Origin of the sequence: Orientia tsutsugamushi str. Boryong (assembly GCF_000063545.1) — a bacterium.
Taxonomy (GTDB): domain Bacteria; phylum Pseudomonadota; class Alphaproteobacteria; order Rickettsiales; family Rickettsiaceae; genus Orientia; species Orientia tsutsugamushi_C.
Genome location: NC_009488.1, coordinates 2,105,217 through 2,127,051, shown reverse-complemented (window position 1 = coordinate 2,127,051; position 21,835 = coordinate 2,105,217). Strand labels below are relative to the sequence as shown.

16 protein-coding genes and 1 tRNA gene are annotated in these 21,835 nt (G+C 29.3%); 4 read left to right on the top strand and 13 right to left on the bottom strand.

What is annotated here, in order from left to right; genetic code table 11:
- Nucleotides 1-353: 353 nt before the first annotated feature.
- The 4 genes from OTBS_RS10035 (at nucleotide 354) to OTBS_RS10015 (ending at nucleotide 6,404) form a co-directional block, all read left to right on the top strand.
- Nucleotides 354-581, top strand: coding sequence for a succinate dehydrogenase assembly factor 2 (locus tag OTBS_RS10035; RefSeq protein ID WP_232489020.1), 228 nt, complete (start codon nucleotides 354-356; stop codon nucleotides 579-581).
- A 384-nt stretch (nucleotides 582-965) separates the two neighbouring features.
- Entirely contained in the window at nucleotides 966-2,492 is a 1,527-nt protein-coding gene (locus OTBS_RS10030; protein WP_011945192.1) for an ankyrin repeat domain-containing protein, read from the top strand.
- Between the two features lie 736 nt (nucleotides 2,493-3,228).
- Nucleotides 3,229-3,303, top strand: a tRNA-Ala gene (locus tag OTBS_RS10025).
- A gap of 1,607 nt (nucleotides 3,304-4,910) precedes the next feature.
- The gene (locus OTBS_RS10015; RefSeq protein WP_041621390.1) at nucleotides 4,911-6,404 is read left to right on the top strand and encodes a UbiD family decarboxylase; all 1,494 of its coding nucleotides are present in this window, start codon (nucleotides 4,911-4,913) and stop codon (nucleotides 6,402-6,404) included.
- Nucleotides 6,405-6,560: 156 nt separating this feature from the next.
- Here OTBS_RS10015 and mrdA read toward each other — a convergent pair whose 3' ends face one another.
- From mrdA to nuoH, 13 genes are all read right to left on the bottom strand, one after another.
- Nucleotides 6,561-8,309, bottom strand: a complete 1,749-nt coding sequence (mrdA, locus tag OTBS_RS10010; RefSeq protein WP_011945189.1) for a penicillin-binding protein 2 — start codon at nucleotides 8,307-8,309, stop codon at nucleotides 6,561-6,563.
- 486 nt (nucleotides 8,310-8,795) lie between these two features.
- A complete protein-coding gene (gene rodA, locus OTBS_RS10000) occupies nucleotides 8,796-9,923 on the bottom strand; it encodes a rod shape-determining protein RodA (RefSeq protein ID WP_011945187.1) in 1,128 nt (375 codons plus the stop codon).
- Nucleotides 9,924-10,092: 169 nt separating this feature from the next.
- Nucleotides 10,093-10,515, bottom strand: a complete 423-nt coding sequence (gene tsaE / locus OTBS_RS09995; protein ID WP_011945186.1) for a tRNA (adenosine(37)-N6)-threonylcarbamoyltransferase complex ATPase subunit type 1 TsaE — start codon at nucleotides 10,513-10,515, stop codon at nucleotides 10,093-10,095.
- 15 nt (nucleotides 10,516-10,530) lie between these two features.
- Complete coding sequence (locus tag OTBS_RS09990; protein ID WP_011945185.1) at nucleotides 10,531-11,067, bottom strand: DNA-3-methyladenine glycosylase; 537 nt, start codon at nucleotides 11,065-11,067, stop codon at nucleotides 10,531-10,533.
- A 34-nt stretch (nucleotides 11,068-11,101) separates the two neighbouring features.
- On the bottom strand, nucleotides 11,102-12,985 hold the full coding sequence (gene ftsH, locus OTBS_RS09985) for an ATP-dependent zinc metalloprotease FtsH (RefSeq protein ID WP_011945184.1): 1,884 nt from the start codon (nucleotides 12,983-12,985) through the stop codon (nucleotides 11,102-11,104).
- Nucleotides 12,986-13,001: 16 nt separating this feature from the next.
- Nucleotides 13,002-14,327 carry a tRNA lysidine(34) synthetase TilS gene (gene tilS, locus OTBS_RS09980; protein ID WP_011945183.1) on the bottom strand — a complete coding sequence of 442 codons (1,326 nt, stop codon included), beginning with the start codon at nucleotides 14,325-14,327 and terminating at the stop codon, nucleotides 13,002-13,004.
- Between the two features lie 84 nt (nucleotides 14,328-14,411).
- Entirely contained in the window at nucleotides 14,412-15,848 is a 1,437-nt protein-coding gene (locus tag OTBS_RS09975) for an NADH-quinone oxidoreductase subunit N (RefSeq protein WP_011945182.1), read from the bottom strand.
- 44 nt (nucleotides 15,849-15,892) lie between these two features.
- A complete protein-coding gene (locus tag OTBS_RS09970; protein ID WP_041621388.1) occupies nucleotides 15,893-17,389 on the bottom strand; it encodes an NADH-quinone oxidoreductase subunit M in 1,497 nt (498 codons plus the stop codon).
- Nucleotides 17,390-19,297, bottom strand: coding sequence for an NADH-quinone oxidoreductase subunit L (nuoL, locus tag OTBS_RS09965; RefSeq protein WP_011945180.1), 1,908 nt, complete (start codon nucleotides 19,295-19,297; stop codon nucleotides 17,390-17,392). It abuts the gene before it with no gap.
- A 3-nt stretch (nucleotides 19,298-19,300) separates the two neighbouring features.
- A complete protein-coding gene (gene nuoK, locus OTBS_RS09960; protein ID WP_011945179.1) occupies nucleotides 19,301-19,624 on the bottom strand; it encodes an NADH-quinone oxidoreductase subunit NuoK in 324 nt (107 codons plus the stop codon).
- Nucleotides 19,608-20,216: an NADH-quinone oxidoreductase subunit J gene (locus tag OTBS_RS09955; RefSeq protein ID WP_011945178.1), complete on the bottom strand. Its 609-nt coding sequence runs from the start codon at nucleotides 20,214-20,216 to the stop codon at nucleotides 19,608-19,610. Before OTBS_RS09955 ends, nuoK begins: the two co-directional genes overlap by 17 nt.
- A gap of 3 nt (nucleotides 20,217-20,219) precedes the next feature.
- A complete protein-coding gene (nuoI, locus tag OTBS_RS09950; RefSeq protein WP_041621568.1) occupies nucleotides 20,220-20,699 on the bottom strand; it encodes an NADH-quinone oxidoreductase subunit NuoI in 480 nt (159 codons plus the stop codon).
- Between the two features lie 31 nt (nucleotides 20,700-20,730).
- A complete protein-coding gene (nuoH, locus tag OTBS_RS09945) occupies nucleotides 20,731-21,801 on the bottom strand; it encodes an NADH-quinone oxidoreductase subunit NuoH (protein WP_011945176.1) in 1,071 nt (356 codons plus the stop codon).
- Nucleotides 21,802-21,835 lie beyond the last annotated feature (34 nt).

Here is a 21,835-nt window from a genome sequence, read left to right as displayed (position 1 = left end):
AATGGTTGGTATTAAGATTAAAACAAATTATCAACTAAATGTTTTGCATATAATTAAAGGATATATGCTGTAAACAATATTATATTGTATTTCTATTAATTTAATTACTTTATGTAGTAACAAAAGTATTTTTTAATTATAAACATTGTAAATATCGTATAATAACCCAAAAAATTCAAGAGTATAATTTTTGAACTATATATTCCTGAAGTTGGATATTTATTGTTAATACTGGCTATTTTATTAATTATGATGTTCTAGCAAAATAAAGTTTTAAATGTGACTTTTAAGATAAAATTGTTTTTTAGAATGTTTATATGAATAAAGATGAGAAGCAGAGAATTATAAAGAGATTGATATATCGAGCAACGTATCGCGGATGTAAAGAAAGTGATCTTTTGTTAAGCCAATTTTTAAGTAAGCATCTTGAATTTCTTAGCGATAAAGAACTACTAGACTTTGCATTAATTTTGGATTGCGATGACAAAGACATTTATGAATGGACAACAAATAAAAAACCTTCCCCCAAACATTTAAATAAAAAATTAATTAGCATGTTAAAAAGTATTAATACGGTATAGTAACCCTTATATAATAAAACTATATGATATTGAACTGAATTTAGCAGCAATTTCATTCAAAACTCACATCTTTATAAATCTAAAATTGCTAGTTTGGCATAACTTCTGCAAAATGCCGAAAATATAAAAAAGAACGTCTATATTATATAGATAATAGAATTAAGTAAACGATGATATTAATAAAATAATGGCAGTATCTTTTTTGTTAATTTCATTACTTATTTTCTTGAATTATATGGATATGCTACCACTGTACTTTCTATCTCTTTTTATTTTTTCTTTACTATATCCTCTTTCACTCATTTTTACACAATTTAGTTTTATCTAGTAGTTTTTTCTATCTATTTTATATATACTTATAGTTGAAATATAGATAGTTATCTTATGGATCAGTTATTACGTTATATATTATTACATTGTTATAGGTTTATACGCAATAGTATAAACTTTTGGTTAATTAGAGAAGAAAATTATTTAGATAATAATAATGATTTACATCAGCTTGCGAAAGATGGCAACGTTGCAGCTGTTGAACGTCTTCTAGTAGAAGATAATAGAAACATCAATGAACTAGATGCTAATGGTATGACTCCTTTACATTATGCAGCTGCACGTGGGCATACAGAAATTGTAAGGCTTCTGTTAACACAAAATAATTTGGATATTAATGTAAAAACACCAATTACTTACATAACACCATTACATTATGCAGCTACACATGGACATGTAGAAATTATAAAGCTTCTTTTAGCAACACGTAATGTCATTGCTGATACACAAGATCGAAACGGCAGTACAGCTTTACATTATGCTGTGTGCTTTGATCGTATAGAAGCTGTAAAGCTTCTTATAGGTATGCATAATCTTGTAAATAATTCTGGTATGAACGTTGTACATTGCGCTGCTGAACATGGTAACCTAACAACTTTGCGGTATATGTTAGAGCATTGTGCAGATATTGATATAGACTTACCAGATAATCAAGGCAATACTGCTGTACATTTTTGTTGTCGTTACTTGAAAAAAGATAATTTTGCCAACGTATTGCAAATTTTAGCAGAGCATAACGCAACCATTGATTTACAAAATTTTACAGGAGAAACAGCATTACATATTTTGGCTGGCAATGGAAATGTAGATGATGTTAAACTATTAGTGAAGCAATATAATGCTGATATTAATTTACGAGATAACCATGGTAACACAGTTATGCATTTTGCTGCTAAAAATGGGCATACAGATGTTGTTAGATTTTTCTTGGATTGTAATTTTGATATAAATGCACAAAATGATTTTGAAAAAACTCCTCTTATGGTTTGTAAAAATAATAATCTAGGGCTAAAAGTAGCTGAATTATTTATTTCTCATATTGTTACATCAAAACATTGTAATAAAGCTAACTGTACTGAACAATCTTGTATAGAACAATCAGAAAAATTTGGAGTAAATCAAGATTTTGTAAATAGAAATGCAGCGTTGGCGAAAATAGCTATGGATATGTGGACAACAAAAAATATCTATGTCGAAAATCACAATGTATATAACTTATATTATTTACCAAATAATATAAGTTATATACAAATGAAATATGCTAATCATCATGCAGTTGAAAATTGTTACAGGCATTGTGCACAAACCATTCCTACAATTGCTAAACCTGTTCAAGATAATATCAAATATGCTCAATTAATGCCGAGCGTAATAGAGAATGCAGGTAAGATGGCAGGTTTGCAATCTCTACCTAATGAAATAAGATATAAAATTTTCAGTTATTTAGGGTTGCGTGAATTAGAAACATTACAACTTTTAACAGATGATTTAAATAGTTCTGATGTATCAAGTCTTCAATTTAATAATGAAGTAGATTTAAATACTCAGCCTATAGGTGTAGGTAACGAGAGTTCAGTCTAATGAATAGGTTAATAGAATAGGTCAGATACTCTTTGGCAATAATGGCAAATATTATCAACGTACTAATATCATTTATCATTGCTGGTTATATTAATAAAAAAGTATAGCTTATCTTGTTAATACTGAGTGGTTTTATGAATTGGTAAATAGATTTTAATGAAGGAATTAAAGGCTAAACACATCGTAATTAATGTCAAATTATGATAAAAAAAGAATGTTGAGTTATAAAGAAAATTTAAATAAAAATAAAATAACCCAGCCTGAAAAAATGTATTACGATAGTATACTATTTAATAGATAATTTTTGCAAGATATATCAAGATAGAAAGAAAGAGATTAATACCAACTAATAATCAAAAGAAACAGAGATGGAGGGTTATCTTATACAAAGGTATATTTTCTAAAAATATTAGAGCAGCAAATGTTAAATATAGCTAAGCTACTATAAAATAGTTATATTTATATACTTTTTGATAAAGCTGCTAAGTCATACCAATTCATAATGGTTTAGCTATAATTGTAAAAAGAGGTGTAATACCTCTTATTCACGTATTTTTGTAATACTGCTTATCATCTTTGAGTTTATGTTTAGAAAAGGTAATAGTACATTCTTCAAAAAAAAATTGACTAATAGCTTATAAATAGATAAAATACGTTTAAGATAAAATATTGAGTTAGTATTAGGTGTTAAAATAAGCTTTTTACTATAGAGTATTTTCTATATAGTTAATTCAGTGGGGATGTAGCTCAGTGGTAGAGCATCTGTTTTGCACGCAGAAAGTCGGGGGTTCAATTCCCTTCATCTCCACCATGTTACCATAATATTTTTAAATAGTGCGGCAGTTTTATTAAAATTTTTCTTATTTCTAATATTCTTAGTCTATAAAAAAAACTCATATACTACTGTACAGGTATAAGATAGTAAAGTTTAATGTTTCACTGTTTTTTAGAATTCTATGCAACTAGTAGTTTCTTCTTAACATCAAGCATGTATGCTTAAATGATCTTCCGCAACTAAGAACAAAGCTTTACAAAGCTTTGCTGTCAATTCCAAGGACTAATAATATTATCTCTCTTATATGATATTGTAAAAAGTGGGTTCTTTTCTTTTGTATCTCTAAACTGGAATATTTTTTCTTCTTTGCTTGGTTTTATTTTATTTAACGCTGCTTGTGTAAAATAAAATAATTAACTCCATATTTATCGCACTTCATAATTTTAAAATTGAAGTAATTTATTTAATTAAATTATGAATCTGTAGTATGCTTTTTATTTAATAGTAAATAATTTATCAATATTAATTCCATTCCATCTTACTCCAAGCTTATCACAACTATAAATTTAAGTTATTTTTTTTAGATCATCCATCAATTAGCCAAATATCATACATAAATCTATGTTGTATTTTTGCAATTACTACCTAGATATTCAGGATATTATTGTCATATAAATTCATGTATCAACTCAAACTAAAATAAACTCAATAGCAGCTTTTATAAAGCATATAAAGATTACAATAACTCTTGCTCTAACTTATTTCTTTTAGTTAGTTATAAATATCTTGAAACATGCAATGTTCATTATAGAAAACATTACAGGTCTGTAATACTATATCTCTTCTCTATATTTTATCTACCACTTATATTGATCCTAGGTTAGATAACTAGAATATTGGTAACAAATAATAGAGCGTTTTTATTGTTATAAATGCGCTAATATTTTTAGCATAAGAGTTATGTAGAAAACCAGCTATAAAAATTATTGTGTTTCCTATTATTGGAGCAAGAGTTAATAATATTATTAGTTTCCAATGCTCATTAAATCTTGTAAATAATTTATTATATCTTGCAATTAGATTAGGATTTTGATAGTAAAGATATATTTTATAGCATAGTTCGCCTAAAAAATAATTTATGCTACCAACACAAAACAATGAAGCTATAATAGATATTACTACTAAATGTAATTGATAGTTGCCAAAATGTCTCATGGCACTAAAAACATATTCTGATTCAATGCTAAAAATAAAATTAGAGGCAAAAATATTACTTGCTAATAGTAGATATATTTCAGATATGTAGGTCATTGATAACGATGCAGATATATTTTTAAATCATTATACACTTATATATTAAAATGATAAAATAATTATTCTTACTTTCGATTATAAAAATATTTCTAGTTTTAATCATGTTAGGACTTTTATAAAAATGCATATATGAAGAAAAAGATATGTTGCAATTAAACTGCCTAAATAAAAACTGACAAATCTTGATTGTATTATGATTAGTGATTTTTTGATGTTTTTACGAAAATATAAAATGTAATATAGAAGTGTCTTTAATTTGTAAATTGTTACATTGTATCTTACTAAAGTAGTTAATAATTAGTAGCGTTTTCAATTCAATAGTGAATGTTATGGCATATAAAAATTTCCAGCAGTTCTTAGAATTACTACAAACAAAAAATTTATTACACCATATTTCAGAACCTGTGTTTGCTACTCTTGAGATTACAGAAATTAGTCGCAGAGTATTTAACAATAATGGGCCAGCTCTTTTTTTTAGCAACGTGTTAGATGATCATGGAAATAAATATCAGTATCCAGTAGTATCTAATCTGTTTGGGACAGTTGAAAGAATTGCACTAGGGTTAGGTGGTGATATTTCCTATTTGAAGGAAATTGGAAATCTACTAGCATTTTTAAGGCAGCCAAATCCTCCGTCTTCTTTTAAGGAGATTTTAAAATTATTACCAATTGCAAGAAAAGTGATAAGTATGCCTCCTAAAATTGTATCAACAGGAGCATGCCAATCAATAGTAATGAAAGAAGTGAACCTATATTCCTTGCCAATTCAAAAATGTTGGCCTGATGATGTTGGGCCTCTAATTACTTGGCCTTTAGTGGTTACTAAAGGCCCTACATCTGATCAAGTTGATCAATTTAATTTAGGTGTATATCGATTGCAATTGATAGAAAAAGATAAATTATTAATGCGATGGTTAAAACTTAGGGGCGGAGCTCAGCAATATTTAAGATGGTCTCAAACAGCAAAACATCAGTCTTTTCCTGCAGCTGCTGTTATTGGAGCTGATCCAGCAACAATTTTAGCTGCTGTTATGCCATTACCAGAAAACGTTTCAGAGTATAATTTCGCTAGCTTATTGAGAGGAAGTAATATTAATCTGGTTAATTGTTTAACTATTGACCTCAAAGTGCCAGCTGAAGCTGAAATAATCTTAGAGGGAGAGGTTAGCTTTGATGATTATCAGAATGAAGGACCTTTTGGAGATCATACTGGCTATTACAATGAAGTAGAAAAATTTCCAGTTTTTACTGTTAAGGCTATTACTATGAGACCTAATCCTGTATATTTAACTACTTATACTGGCAAACCTCCAGATGAACCATCTGTTATTGGCGAAGCATTAAATGAAATTGTGATACCGTTAATTCAAAAACAATTTCCTGAAATTTTGGATTTTTGGCTTCCTCCTGAAGGATGTTCATACCGAATTGCAATTGTCAGCATCAAAAAAGATTATCCAGGCCAAGCTCAGCGAATAATGATGGGAGTTTGGTCTTTTTTAAGGCAATTTATCTATACTAAATATGTTATTGTAGTAGATAATGATATTAACATACGTAATTGGAAAGAAGTAATGTGGGCAATATCAACTAGAACCGATCCTCAAAGAGATACTACAATAATTAATAATACTCCAATTGATTACTTAGATTTTGCTTCGCCAGAATCAGGACTAGGTAGTAAGATGGGTATTGACGCTACTAACAAAATGTATCCTGAAACTACAAGAAAATGGGGGAAAAAAATAGACATGCCTCAGGATTTAGTTGATACAGTAACTCGAAAATGGCATCTTTATGGATTTAATAAAAATATTATGTAAACGTGCAATGTGAGGATATACATAGCCTAAACTACTATAAAACAGTTATACATTAAGTGGTGCTTAATGTAATGTATTAAAAGTTATAATGAAATATTATCTCTTGCAAACCTTTATGATTATATCTTCATACTTCTCCTTATCTTATTCTGGTGTTTATAAAGTTGATGCTTCAATCAAAATACTTTTAGCAATTGTAGCTGCAGATTTAATTCCGATTTGTCCACCATGTTCTAAAATCACTGCAACAGCATATTCAGGCTTATTAGTAGTAGAGAATCCAACAAATAACCCATGAGCTTGACTTTGCAAAGATGATCCTACTTGAGCACTACCTGTTTTACCTGAAATCATTAGCTTAGTTTTATCACTATCCAAAGAATAAGCAGTACCACTACTTTCATTATTAATAACAGCCTTTAAAGCTTGATGAATAAAGTCAATATAACATGCATTAATATTCAAATTTTTATGATAACCATCTTCATCTAAAGTCAAACTTAACTGCAATAATTGCTTGCCATTAGCAATGCTAGTAATCATTCTTGCTAATTGCAAAGGAGTAGTAGTAATATATCCTTGCCCAATAGCCATATTCAGTGTATCACCTAACATCCATCGTTGTTTTGTTTTTCGTTTTTTCCATTCTGGCGTAGGTAAATTTCCAACTAGCTCATTCGGAAGATTTACTACAGCCCTTCTCCAAAATCCTAACTTTCTAGCCATTGCTAAAATAGCATTATAGCCAATCAAACTAGCAAGATGATAAATATAACTATTACACGAATATTTAATTGCACTAAGCATATCAATATTACCATGCCCACGATGATTCCAACAGCTAAAATTAGTCTCATTCATAAAGCTTTTACCATTACAATACACAGTTAACTTAGAATTAACTCCTGCTTCTAAAGCTGCAAGTACGGTTACTAATTGAAATATTGAACCAGGAGGATATAATGATTGTGAAGCACGACTAACCAATGGTAGATTAGGATTATCTAGAAGCGCTTTCCAGTCCTTTGTACTAATTCTTCTAGGAAAGGCATTAATATTATAACCTGGAACTGAAACTAGAGCTTTAATCTTTCCAGTATTTACATCAGTTAATATTGCAGCCCCTACTCTATCATCAAACATCTCATAAAGTTTATTTTGCAAATTAACATCAATGCTTAATGCTATATCCTTACCAGGAATACTAGGTATAGTATCAAGCTCTCTAACCTTTAGGCCTCTAGCATCTACTTCAATCTTTTCAAAGCCACAAGTTCCCCTAAGATCCTCTTCAAAATGTTTTTCAAGACCTCTTTTTCCAATTTGAATCCTAGTGTGTTCTATATTTAAATTTACCCTTTCAGCATCATTAGGCCATGCTGTATAACCTAAAATATGTGATGTTGATAATGGATAAGTATAGGTTCTATATTCCATACAATCAATGTATATACCTGGTAAATTTAATGAATTTTCTTCTATTGCAGCTAGCTCATCCCATGAAATATTATCCATAATAAGAACTTCATAAAGATTTTTACTAGCAAGTATTTTTTGGTTAATTTTTTCGCGCTTTTCGTGACTAAAATTTAAAATATCATATAGTAAATCAAGAGCAAAATATTGATTTTGAGCTAGAGTCTTCTTATTTGCTTTAATTTGATAAGCACGCTTATTAAATGCTAAAACATTACCATTACAATCTAAAATTTTGCCTCTCCTAGCTATTAATAATACAATATTAATCCTATTTTTATCTGATAAAATTTTATATTTACTAGATTGAAAAATTTGCAAGTGAAAAAGTCTACCAGCTAACATACATAATAGACCTAATTTCCCTATCAATAATAGAAAAGCTCTGCGATTAATCAATCTATTTTGATGTACTTTGTTATTCAACATCACTGAGTGTTAAATTACGAAAAATATATTGGAAAATTTTGCTTAAAGGAAAATAACACAAGCTGCTAGTTAGAATTTTGAAAATTAGAATCTGATAATTAATGTTTATATGATCATAAATAGCAATTAGAAATAATTTTAAACTAGTAAATAACATTAGATACATTAAGCAAACGATATAACTATTACAATAATCCAATAATTTAAAATTCTTTTGTATAGCAGTAAATACTAAAAAAGTAATTATAAGAACTAGAGATGTGATGCCAAAATGAGTACCATGCCAAAAGTCTATTATTAAACCATATATAAAAATTGAAAACAGTGATGCTCCATAATAAAATGCTGCACAAAAAACAACCACAATTTCAATATCTGGAAAAGCAGCACTATCGATTCTTAAATTAAATAAAATAAAATTAAATATACCAGAAAGTAGAATTATAACATAAAAAATTAACGACTGATAAAGCATAATTTTTATGATCAATAATGCGATTTAACTATGTCAAAGTCTTTATTTACATAACTATTCATAACTAGTCCAATCCCAAGAAGTGTAGAAGCAATTATCGTACCTCCATAAGATATTAACGGCAAAGGAATTCCTACAACAGGTAGTAGCCCTGTTACCATAGCAATATTAATAAAAACATGCCAGAACAGCATAGAAGCAATTCCAATTGCAATTAATTTGCTAAAAGTATTTCTTACATTAATTGCAATTACTAAAGAATAGCAAATTATTATAAAATATAAAGTTAATAGCAGAAACCCACCAATAAACCCAAATTCTTCTCCTAGACAAGCAAAAATAAAATCAGTTTGAGGTTCTGGCAAAAAATTTAAATGACTTTGAGTTCCTTGTGCAAAACCTTTACCGCTCAACCCTCCGGAACCTATCGCAACTTTAGACTGAATAATATTGTACCCAGAACCTAGTGGATCAAGTTCTGGATTAAGAAAAACTTTAATGCGTTTCTTTTGGTAATTATGTAAAAGGTTCCAAATAATAGGCAAGAGAATTATTCCAGCTATAAATGTAATAATAAATATCCATAGTGTTATTCCTGCTGCAAAAAACATTGATGCTGTAATAAGCAGTATAATTATTCCAGTGCCTAAATCTGGTTGTTTTATTACTAACGTTATTGGTATCGCTATTAATAATAGTGGAACTATACTATACTGTATCTTTTTTAGTTTATAAACACTAATGTCATGAAAATATCTAGCTAGCATTAGAATGACAGAAATTTTTGCAACTTCAGAAGGTTGAATTCTGAGAGCAGAAATACCTATCCATCTCCTTGCCCCCATTACCTTATATCCTGCAATCTCAACCATAACTAATACAACACACACAATAAAATATAAAATATACGAGTATTTATATATATATCTTACATCTACTAAGGCTAACAGTATTCCAATTGGTAAAAACGTAATATAATATAGAATTTGCTTATGAGCGCGCAAAAAAAACTTACAACCAGTTGCAGAGTATAATGTTATCAATCCAAAAATACAAACTATGCATATTGTCAATATTAATGTAAATGGCAACATTTTAAGTTTATCCTTAACTAATGATCTATTCTGGTATATCTGCATTTTGAATATTTCACTTATGGATTATTAGTTTAAGCATACCTTAATAATAAATTTTTCTCATTACTATTCTTAGTTTCAATGCTAGATTTTATTTTAGATCTGTAAATTTTTATTTTTTAAGGCAATCAACATATCTTATAAAGATACAATTTGTAAAAAAGCACTATCATTACAGTAAATTTACAACTGAAATAATCCTTTCTAAATTAGTATTCATTGTTATCCTTATACTAACGTAAGGCCTAGGTATTATAGCTTCTATCAGTTCTGGCCATTCAATCAAGCAAACATTTTGTTGCCACGCATCTTCAATGCCAAGCTCATAAATCTCACTACTATCTCTTAGACGATATAAATCAAAATGATAAATTGCAAAGTTATCAGCCTGATATCTTTGTAGTACATTAAAAGTTGGACTTGATACTATAGTATTCATTCCACATATTGTACGAATAATTTCTCTGCATATAAAAGTCTTTCCAGCTCCTAAATCTCCACTGAAAGTAACTATTGATCCTGGCTTCAAATTTACAGCTAAGTGCTGAGCAAAAGCTTTAGTTGCACTTCGATTTCCTAATTTTATTTCAACCATCTCGATATATCACTTCTAAGAAGGTAGGAAAATATTTGAAGGAAATTCTTTATCAGTAATAACATAGCGCCACATTTTATTTAATCCCTTAGAAATACCTATTCTAGGTGTAGATATATAATTTAATGTGCAGCTTATGTCCTTAATGTATAATTCTTTTGATAAAGTAATATCGATAGCATTATGAGTTAAATTAATACCTAAAAATTTGCAAACTTTACCTGGCCCATTAAGATGGGTATATGGAGGATGAATTAATTTTATTCCTCTAATTAAAGTGGCAGCTGGAAAATTTAAAGCCTCAGTAACAATATTTAGACAATAGTACATACCATAGATAAAGTATACATAACTAAATCCAGCCTGCCCAAACATAATTTTAGTTCTTTTTGTCATACCTTTAGCAGCATGACAAGCAGGATCATCTTGTCCAATATAGCTTTCTGTCTCAGTAATAATACCACAGAAATTCTTATAACATAACAGCTTACCAATCAAATTAGTACTAACTATATTTGTATCCTGCAAAAAAAATTCTCTACCTAAAACCATTTGGTCTTTTCTATTTCAAGAAAACAAAATTTATTTATCCTGCCGCAGCTTCCTCATTTTTTTCAGAAGCGACATTTATTTTAGATTGAGTATTTTTCTTTTTAACCTTAGTCTTTTGTTCACCAAATACTAATAATTTAACATCGTCACCGTTTAAAGTTTCTTTATCAAGTAAACTATTGGCAATAAGTTTTAATTTATCTAAATGTGATGTTATTATTTCTCGAGCTAATTTATATCCTGCGTTGATTAGTCTTGTTACTTCATCTTCAATAATTTGAGCATTTTTTTCTGACATAAAAGCTAACTTACCTCTTTGATTTGGATATGATGATGATTCATAGTATGAAGTATACTCTTGTAACCCAACTTTATCGCTTAAACCAGCTTCAAGTACCATAAACCTGGCAATTTTAGTACACTGCTTAATATCCTCAGCAGCACCAGTAGTTACTTTATCTTTTCCAAAAATCACTTCTTCAGCTATACGCCCTCCTAAAGCTACTGTAATATTAGACTCTAGTTGTTCTTTAGTATAATTTAATCTATCATGTTTTGGCAACCTCATTACCATACCTAGAGAAGATCCTCTAGGCACAATCGTTACTTTATGAATTGGATCTGAAGCCTTAACATATAAAGCAACAATAGCATGACCTGCTTCATGATAAGCAGTGCAACGTTTCTGCTCATCAGTAAGAGCCATAGAGCGACGTTCACTTCCCATCATAATTTTATCTTTTGCCTGCTCTAAATCTTCATTGCTAATTTCTTTTTTATTATTTTTAGCTGCAATTAATGCAGATTCATTAACGATATTGGCTAATGCAGCCCCAGATAATCCAAATGTTCCACAAGCAATAGCTTTAATATTAATATCTGCAGCGTGCTTTACTTTTTGTAAATGAACATTTAGAATTTTTTCTCTACCTTTTACATCAGGGTTAATTAAAACAATCTTTCTATCAAATCGTCCAGGACGTAATAAAGCTTGATCTAAAACATCTGCACGGTTAGTAGCAGCAACTACTATCACACCTTCGTTAGATTCAAACCCATCCATTTCAACTAATATCTGATTAAGGGTTTGTTCGCGTTCATCATTTCCCCCACCTAATCCTATACCTCTATGTCTACCAACTGCATCAATTTCATCAATGAAAACAATACAAGGAGCATTTTTTTTAGCTTGTTCAAACATATCTCGAACTCGACTAGCCCCTACCCCTACAAACATCTCAACAAAATTTGAACCTGAAATATGAAAAAATGGAACATTAGCTTCTCCAGCAATAGCTTTTGCTAATAAAGTTTTACCAGTACCAGGAGGACCTATTAATAAGCATCCTTTAGGAATCTTACCACCCAATTTTTGAAACTTTCCTGGATCTCTAAGAAAATCTACAATCTCCATTAACTCGTCTTTAGCTTCTTCTATGCCAGCAACATCTTTAAAGGAAACTTTTACACTGTTCTCAGCCATTAATTTAGCCTTAGATCTACCAAAATATAGCGCCTTACTAGACCCACTTTGCATTTGTCTCATAACAAATATCCATACTCCAATAAACAACAACATTGGAAACCATGAAATAATAGTACTTATAAATGCTCCCATTCTAGTACTTGTAGGTAGTACCTCAATATGTACTCCATTATCATTTAGACGATTAACTAAATTATCATAATTGCCAAAATAAGTTGAAAAACTACTACCATCAGTAAGCTCTCCTTCTAAACTATGACCTTGAATTTTTACTCTACTAACCTGCTTAGCATCGACTCTAGCTAAAAAATCAGATAAATGTAGTTGCTGTTGACTAGTAATAAAACTTTCTCCTTGCAGCAAATTAAATGCTACAACAAGTACAATAAATACTGTTGCCCAAAATAATACATTTCTGTTTTGATTATTCATATTAACCCTAAATTTTTTAACAATAATGAAACCAACGCGATATTAACTTCGGTTCAAAAACAAAGCTCACACTTTCTTGAATTGTTTTATCACTATAGTATTTTATATGTGGAATCGCTATGACTTTTTCAAGATGTTTAATCACAGGAAAAGTAAATAATATTTTCCTGCTGTAGTTAAAGTAAGCATTTCTCTGATTACTTTCAACATAGGATTTAATTAAGTGATAGTCGCTTTTTTTTAAATAATCAATAGTTAAATTCATACGATTATTTTTTCTATTATCAACTACTTTAAATCTATAGTCCCAAACTACTGAATTACTTACAACCTTTGATCTAGGATAGCAACGCCCAAACTCTCTATATATTATAATATATTGTATAGAATATTCAACAATGCATCCATGTAAAGTTTTATAAGTATTATACTCTTGTATATCATGCAAAATAATATGTTGTAAAGAAGAAAATCTTTGAGGTTTTGTATTAGCACCAACAATCATCAGTAAGTATGATAATATAGCATATCGAGCCTCAGGTGAAGCTTGCCTAAAAAGCTTTCTATCGATTACAGCAAAACCGGCTGAATAAATTTTAACTGCATAAACTACATAGTGAATTATTTCATTATTTACACTGTCTAAAGCTCGTGTTAAATGCATTTGGCTAAGCATTATTCTTTTTTTTAGTAATTCTACTGTAAAATTATTCTGAAAAGAAATAAGCATAGATTTTAATAAATCCCGAACTTGAGTACGAAGATACTTATTTGAGTTATTAGATGGATCATTTATCCATTTAATATTCTGCTGTTCTAAATATTTTTTTAAATCTTGTTTAGTAATATTAAATAGTGGACGAATAATTCGAACATTATTAACAAAGAAAATATTATGAGAACTCAATCCAGCTAGTCCTGCTCCACGAAGTAATCTTATGAAAAAATTTTCAACTATATCATCTGCATGATGTCCTGTAATCAAATGTAAAATGTCATGCTCTTGACAATAGTTAGTTAACAAATGATATCTGGCTTTACGAGCCTGAGCTTGAATATTTCCTGTAATTCCTTTATGTATCCAGTGTAGAGTAACATGCTGAAGTTTTATATTCTGACATATACTACTAACATAATCTGCTTCGCTAGTTGATTCAGAACGCAAGTGATGATCTATTGTTAAAACAGTTATTTCTCCTTTTACCTTCTCGTTCCAGTGTTTCACTAGTAACATTAAAGCCAATGAGTCAGTTCCTCCAGAGACAGCTATAGCGAGCTTTGGATTCTCCTCAAAAGCTCCAAAATGCTCCATATTATGACAAAAATTCACCTCAATATTCATTGATTAAATAGCTTTAAACCCTTCTGTCTGCATACTATCAATAGTTTCAAACTTGAATAATCCATATCTCATTTTGACTAAGCATTATACAATAACGCTTAAACCTTCACCAAAAAACATACATATAATCATTAATGATATAACAATTACTGTTGAAGATATACTTACTAAGCTTAGCTCAAAATTTATACTGGAATTCTGAAACCTGACTGTAGCAGGTAAAAAGTACATTACTTTAACAATATTAAGATAACAATATGATCCAATCACAACTGCTGCTATTCCCATAATTATTAATTCATACATACCAGATTTTAAAATACTAGTAAAAATGATATACTTACTAATAAACCCTGCAAAAGGTGGAATTCCTACTAATGAGAACATCTGTATTGCTATTAATATTGACGATAATTTTTTTACATTAGATAATCCACTAAGATGACTAATTTTTAAATAATTAGCACGATTAGTAAAATTGTTTATTATTATCGCAATAAATCCTAACATACTAGCAGCATAAATAATAATATAAAAATATGATATTTCAGCTCTAATAACATTAGAGCTGTTAGCAACTAAAGCAAGTACAGCATATCCTAAATTTAATATTGCACTATAGGCAATAAACCTTTGAATTGATTGTTGTAATAATGCGCCAAATGCACCAACAATTAATGATAGACATGCAAGTACCATTATTATCATTTTTATATAAAAGAAGGTCTCACTAGCAAACTTTAATTCAGATAATAAATTTCCAAGCAATGCTAATACACTAATTTTAGGAAAGCTAGAAAATAACGCAACTACTACTAAAGGTGCACCATCATAAATATCAGGTGTCCACATATGGAACGGCGCGATAGATAATTTAAATAAGACTCCAACAAGTATCATTAGTATAGCCACTAGCGCAGCAATATCAGAGCTTGGATTTTGCAATGCATGCAAAGCAATATCATACCTTATACTTTGAGTAATACCATATACTAAAGATATACCAAACAACATAATAGCTGAGAAAACTGTCCCCAATATAAAATATTTTAAACCAGCTTCAGATGATCTAGAATTATTATAATTAAAAGTAGTTAAAATATATCCTATTATTCCTTGCATCTCAATACCAAGGTACATAACCATAAAATCATTAGCTGAAACCAATATTAATCCTCCTAAAGCTCCAAGCTGCATTAGTACTATATATTCACTATGGCCTTTTAAGTTTGCAACCTTGATATATCCAGAATAAATTAAAGTAAGAGATATATAAAAAATTAAAATAATAATTTTTAAGTATATTTTAGATTGGTTAACAATAAATGTATTATTCCAGTAAATACCATTAAACAAGTTAGGATGAAATACTAAAATAGCTATTAATATGGCGGCAAAACCAATTGCCATTTTAGCTATAACATGAGTTAGCGTATTGTTACTATATGCTCCAATTAGTTGAAAAATCAAAGCTGATAAAAGAAGCGAAATTTCTGGCATAATACCATATAACATTTCCATAATAACTCTTTCAAATAAAATTAAACGTACACAGCAATTACAATTTATATAATAAATAAACTGCTTAAGTTCTTAGCTGGTATCAATAAAATGTTTAATACAAATTTAGGATATACACCTATTATAAACATAGCTACTATTAAAGGTAGCACAGCTACCTTTTCACTTAATAAAATATCATTCAACTGATAAACTCTTTGATTAGTAATTTCTCCTAACATAATACGCCGATAAAGCGAAAGCATATATACAGCCCCAAGTAACACTCCTAGAATTGCAAAACTTCCAATTAATGGAGATGCGGTAATAGCCCCTAATAACACTAAAAATTCACCAATAAATCCACTTGTACCTGGCACACCTATTGACCCAAGTACTGCTGCCATAAAAATACTAGCTAATTTAGTCATTTTAACAGCTAAACCACCATAAAACCTTATTTCTCTAGTATGAGTTCGATCATATAAAATACCAATAATCATAAATAAAGCTGGTGATATCAATCCATGACTTAACATTTGAAAAATTGCTCCCTGAATTCCATAAGTATTCAAGCTAAAAATACCAACAGTAACATACCCCATATGAGCAATTGAAGAATAAGCAATTGCTTTTTTTATATCTATTTGTTGAAAAGCTATAATGGAAAAATAAATAATAGCAGCCACACTGAATATCATGGCGATACTACTAAATTTTTGTGATGCAGCTGGCAACATAGGCAAACATATTCTTAATAATCCAAATCCACCCAATTTAAGTAATATTCCAGCTAGCATTACAGAACCTCCAGTTTGGGCTTCAACGTGAGCATCAGGCAACCAACTATGCAAAGGCAACATAGGTATTTTAATAGCAAAAGCAACAAATATACTTAACCATAATAGCATTTGTACTGATATATCAAACCTAGGCATAAGATCATATAACTCTGTAATCTCAAGTGTACCAGTGTATGTGTGTATATATATAATAGCTACCAAGAAAAATACTGATCCAACAAAACTATACAGAAAAAACTTTAATGCAGCATAGATTCTATTGCTGCTTCCCCAAATTCCTATTAGTAAAAATATTGGAAACAATGATGCTTCAAAAAACATGAAAAATAGCAATAAATTCATCGAGCTAAAGGCTCCGATAACTAATGATTCTATTAATAAAAAACATAATAAATTATCTTCCAGTTTTTTCTGAACAGTAAAAATACTAATAACAATAGATAATAATGTAAGTAAAGCTGTTAAAGCAATAAAGAAGATAGATATACCATCAATACCTACATGATAATTAAGCCCAATCAATTTAAATATTGAATATAATTCAACAAACTGATATGTATGTGCAGTATTATCAAATTGTAATAATAAATATATGGTACAAAGTAATGTTAATAATGAACTTAATAGTGCAATGAATTTAACATACACTAATTTATTAAAATAATTGCTTAATCTCATAAGCAACAAAATTATCAATGCACTTAATGGCAAAGAAATACAAACTGATAATATAGGAATATCTTGAGTTACTATTGGCATTTAGTTACTAGTTATAAAGTAATTAATAACAATTAAAGTAAAAAATGCAGTCATGCTAACTAGTGCTGTTAATATATAGCAAGATACATACCCTGATTGCATTTTTTTTATACCTGAAAACCCACTTTGCACTAAAAATATCAAGCTATCATCTAAAAATTTATTTATGCATTTAATATCAAATATACTTAAGTAGTATGAAACAATATTAAAGGTTTTCACTAGTAAAGTATTATATATTTCATCAAAATAAAACTTGTTCCTAGCTGGAGAACTAATACTCCTGATTATGCTAATATTCACGTTACTTTTATAATAATAAATTAACCCCCCAATTATTAAGCCAAATACTCCTACTAAAATTGGAAGTATTTTTATCATCCAGCAATTAATATGTAAATTTTCTAAATTTCCATTATTAAATAATGAATTAGCAAAATATTCAACTTTTCCAATAGTTAAGATATTATAACAATACCATCCAGAAATAGCACTACCAATTGCTAAGATTAATAACGGCAGATTCATAATTATCGAAACTTCCTTAATCGAATGTTTAGTTGATGAAAAAGAAGGTTGATGAAAAATTCCTATAATTAATTTAATTGAATACATCGCTGTGAAAAATACTGCAATAATCCCCAGATAATAAACAAATTTATTATCTGTAAGATAAACAGATTCTAGTATCATATCCTTTGAATAGAATCCTGAAAAAGGAAATATTCCAACAATTGCTAATGTTCCTAACCAAAATAACCCATAAGTATAAGGCATAACTCTCCACAATTGCTGCGGCATTTTATTTAAATCTTGCTGATGAGTCATATGTATAACATTGCCTGCAGCTAAAAATAACATTGCTTTAAAAAAAGCATGCGTTAGTAAATGAAACATTGCTCCATTATAACTAGATGATCCACATGCCATTACCATATAACCTAATTGACTACAGGTAGAATATGCAATGATTTTTTTTATATCATTTTGACAAACTGCAATTATTGAAGTTAATATACAAGTAAACCCACCAGTAATAGCAATAAGATTTAATATTGCTGTAGAATATTCAAACATAAATGAACATCTAGCCAATAAGAATATGCCAGCTGTTACCATAGTAGCAGCATGAATTAGTGCTGATGCAGGAGTAGGCCCTTCCATAGCATCTGGTAACCATATATGCAAACCAATTTGAGCAGATTTGCCCATACATCCAATAAATAGCAAACAACAAATTAAGTCTAAAACACTGATTTTAATATCAACAATTGAGACTATTGTTTTTGATAATTGTTCAGCATGACTAAATACTGTCTTAAATTCTACAGAGTTGCAATTATAAATAATAGCAATAATTGCTAAAAGAAATGCACAGTCAGCAAATCTATTAACAATAAATGCTTTATATGCTGCAATTATTGCGGCATATTTTTTATGCCAAAATCCTATTAATAAGTAAGAACTTACCCCTACTCCTTCCCATCCAAAAAATAGCTGTAAAAAATTATCTGATGAGACTAACATCAACATAAAAAAAGTAAAAAAAGATAAATATGACATGAATTTAGGTAATTCTTTATCGTCATGTAAATAACCTATAGAATAAATATGAACTATCGTAGAAATTAAGGATACTATGACTAACATTAGTGCTGTTAATTTATCAATGTAAATAGCCCAATGTGATTTAAAATTTAACAGCTCAAGCCACTCAAACAATATTATATGTTCAACACTATTATGCTTGCTAATATTCCAAAAAACTAAAATTGCAGCAAAGCTAGTACTAGCAATTAACATAACAGTTATATACGATATTATTTTTGTCGCAAAACTATTATTTAATCTACTAATTACACCTGAAATTAAAGGTAAACACGGTAATAATGTAATTAAAAATGACATATCTTATCCCTTCAATTTGTTTAAATCCTTAACTGAAATTGAAGAACAATTACGAAAATGTACCACAATTATTGCTAATCCAATAGCAGATTCAGCTGCTGCTACCGAAAATATCATTATACTAAAAATTTGCCCTATAATATTATTATAATAACTTGCAAACACTATGAAATTAACATTAACTGCTAATAGCATTAACTCTATTGACATGAGGGTCAAAATTACACTACACCAATTCCGCATAACTCCAATCAATCCAATTCCAAATAGTATCGTTGTAAATATCAAATAATGTATTAGACCTATTTCTTTAATTAGAATCGACATCCTCTATCCCCTTGTTAACTTCAACTTTAACAACTTGAATGCTGCTATTTCTATTGCGATTAATTTGAGAGTAATGATCTTGCCTTTTAACTCCAGATCTTTTACGTACTGTTAATACAACGCAACCAATCATTGCGATCAACAATATTATTCCAGATAACTGAAACTGTAGCGCATATTCAGTATATAATACTCTACCAATAGCTTTAATATCTAAGTTATTTTCCTCATAATGTATGGGACAGTAATTGCTAAAACACATAACAATAATTATGCTTAAATCAATGATAAAAATGAAAGCAATAATTACATAAATTGGAATATTTAAAATAGTACGCGTTTTCACTAAAACTAGATTGTCAGACTTTATATTCAACATCATTACTACAAAAAGAAATAAAATTGCTACAGCTCCAGCATAAACTATTACTAATAAGAAAGCTAAAAATTCTGCTCCAAGTAATATTAGTAACCCAGATGTATTACAGAACACAAATATTAACCACAATGCTGCATATACTGGATTTTTGCTTGTTATAACCCCAATACTCCCAAGTAGTGCTAAAACAGAAAATAAATAAAAAAATAACATTAACTACCTGTAAATACTATCCACTTTTAAATTTTTAGCTATTACATGTTCCCACATATCACCATTTCTTAAAAGTTTCTCTTTGTTATACAATAATTCCTGATGAGTTTCTGTAGCAAATTCTAAATTTGGCCCTTCAACAATAGCATCTACTGGGCATGCCTCTTGACATAATCCGCAATATATACACTTAGTCATATCAATATCATATTTAGTAGTGCGCCTACTACCATTCGGCTGCTCTTTTGCTTCAATAGTAATAGCTTGAGCTGGACAAATAGCTTCGCATAATTTACATGCTATACATCTCTCTTCACCATCTGGATAGCGTCTTAAAGCATGCTCTCCTTTAAATCTTGGGCTCAATTTGCTAACTTCATTAGGATAACGAATCGTAACTTTAGATTTAAAAAAATATTTCAAAGTTAAAAACATTCCAACAATAATTTCATACAAAAGAAAAGATTTAGTAAAATTAGTTATTTTCATTTTCGATTCTCTACATTAAATCCAATTATTTGTTTAGCACAGTTTCTAGTGCTATGGGTAAGTTATTACTATATACTAAAATAGTTGATACTACTATTATCCAAGCTAATACAATCGGCAAAAATACTTTCAATCCCAAATACATTAATTGATCATATCTATATCGTGGCAATGTTGCTCGTATCCATAAAAAACAGAATAATACCATAGATACTTTTAATATAAACCATATATAACCTGGAATGAAAGTTAATATCTCTAAATTAAATGGAGGCAAGTATCCTCCTAAAAACATGATAGTCATTAAGCTACTACCCAATATCATGTTAGCATATTCTCCAAGAAAAAACATAGCAAAAGCCATAGAAGAATATTCAACATTATATCCTGCAACTAGCTCAGATTCAGCCTCTGGAAGATCAAATGGCAGCCTATTAGTTTTAGCTAATATTGATATAAAATAAATAACTGCTAATGGTAGCATCATTATTGTTAACCATATAGGCCTAGTTTTTTGTGCTTCAACAATTTGAATCAAATCCATTTCTCCAGTCACAATAAGTACTGCAACTATACTTAGTGCCATTGCTAATTCATATGAAATCATTTGCGCTGCAGACCTTACAGCACCTAAAAAAGCATACTTAGAATTACTTGCCCAGCCAGCAATTATAATTCCATAAACTCCTAATGAAGTTACTGCTAATATAAATAATATTCCTCCTATATGAATTCTAGAAAGAACGATATCATGGTCAATTGGAATTACAGACCAACCTAATAAAGATAATACAAAAGTAATAATTGGAGCTATAATAAACAATTTCCTATCAGCTTTTGCTGGTATAATAGGCTCTTTAAAAACTAATTTTATAGCATCAGCTATTGGCTGTAACAATCCAAATGGGCCAGCCAAACTAGGCCCAACACGTAATTGCATATAAGCAATGACTTTTCTCTCAGCAAATGTTAAATATGCTGTTGCAAGTAACAAGCAAATAATTAACGCTATAACTTTTATTGAAACAACTCCACTATTATAAATTAGTGTCTTTAAATCATAGCCATTGGCAATTATATCTGTACAGATAGTCATATAGTCATAATTATTATTTTTTATTTAATGTACA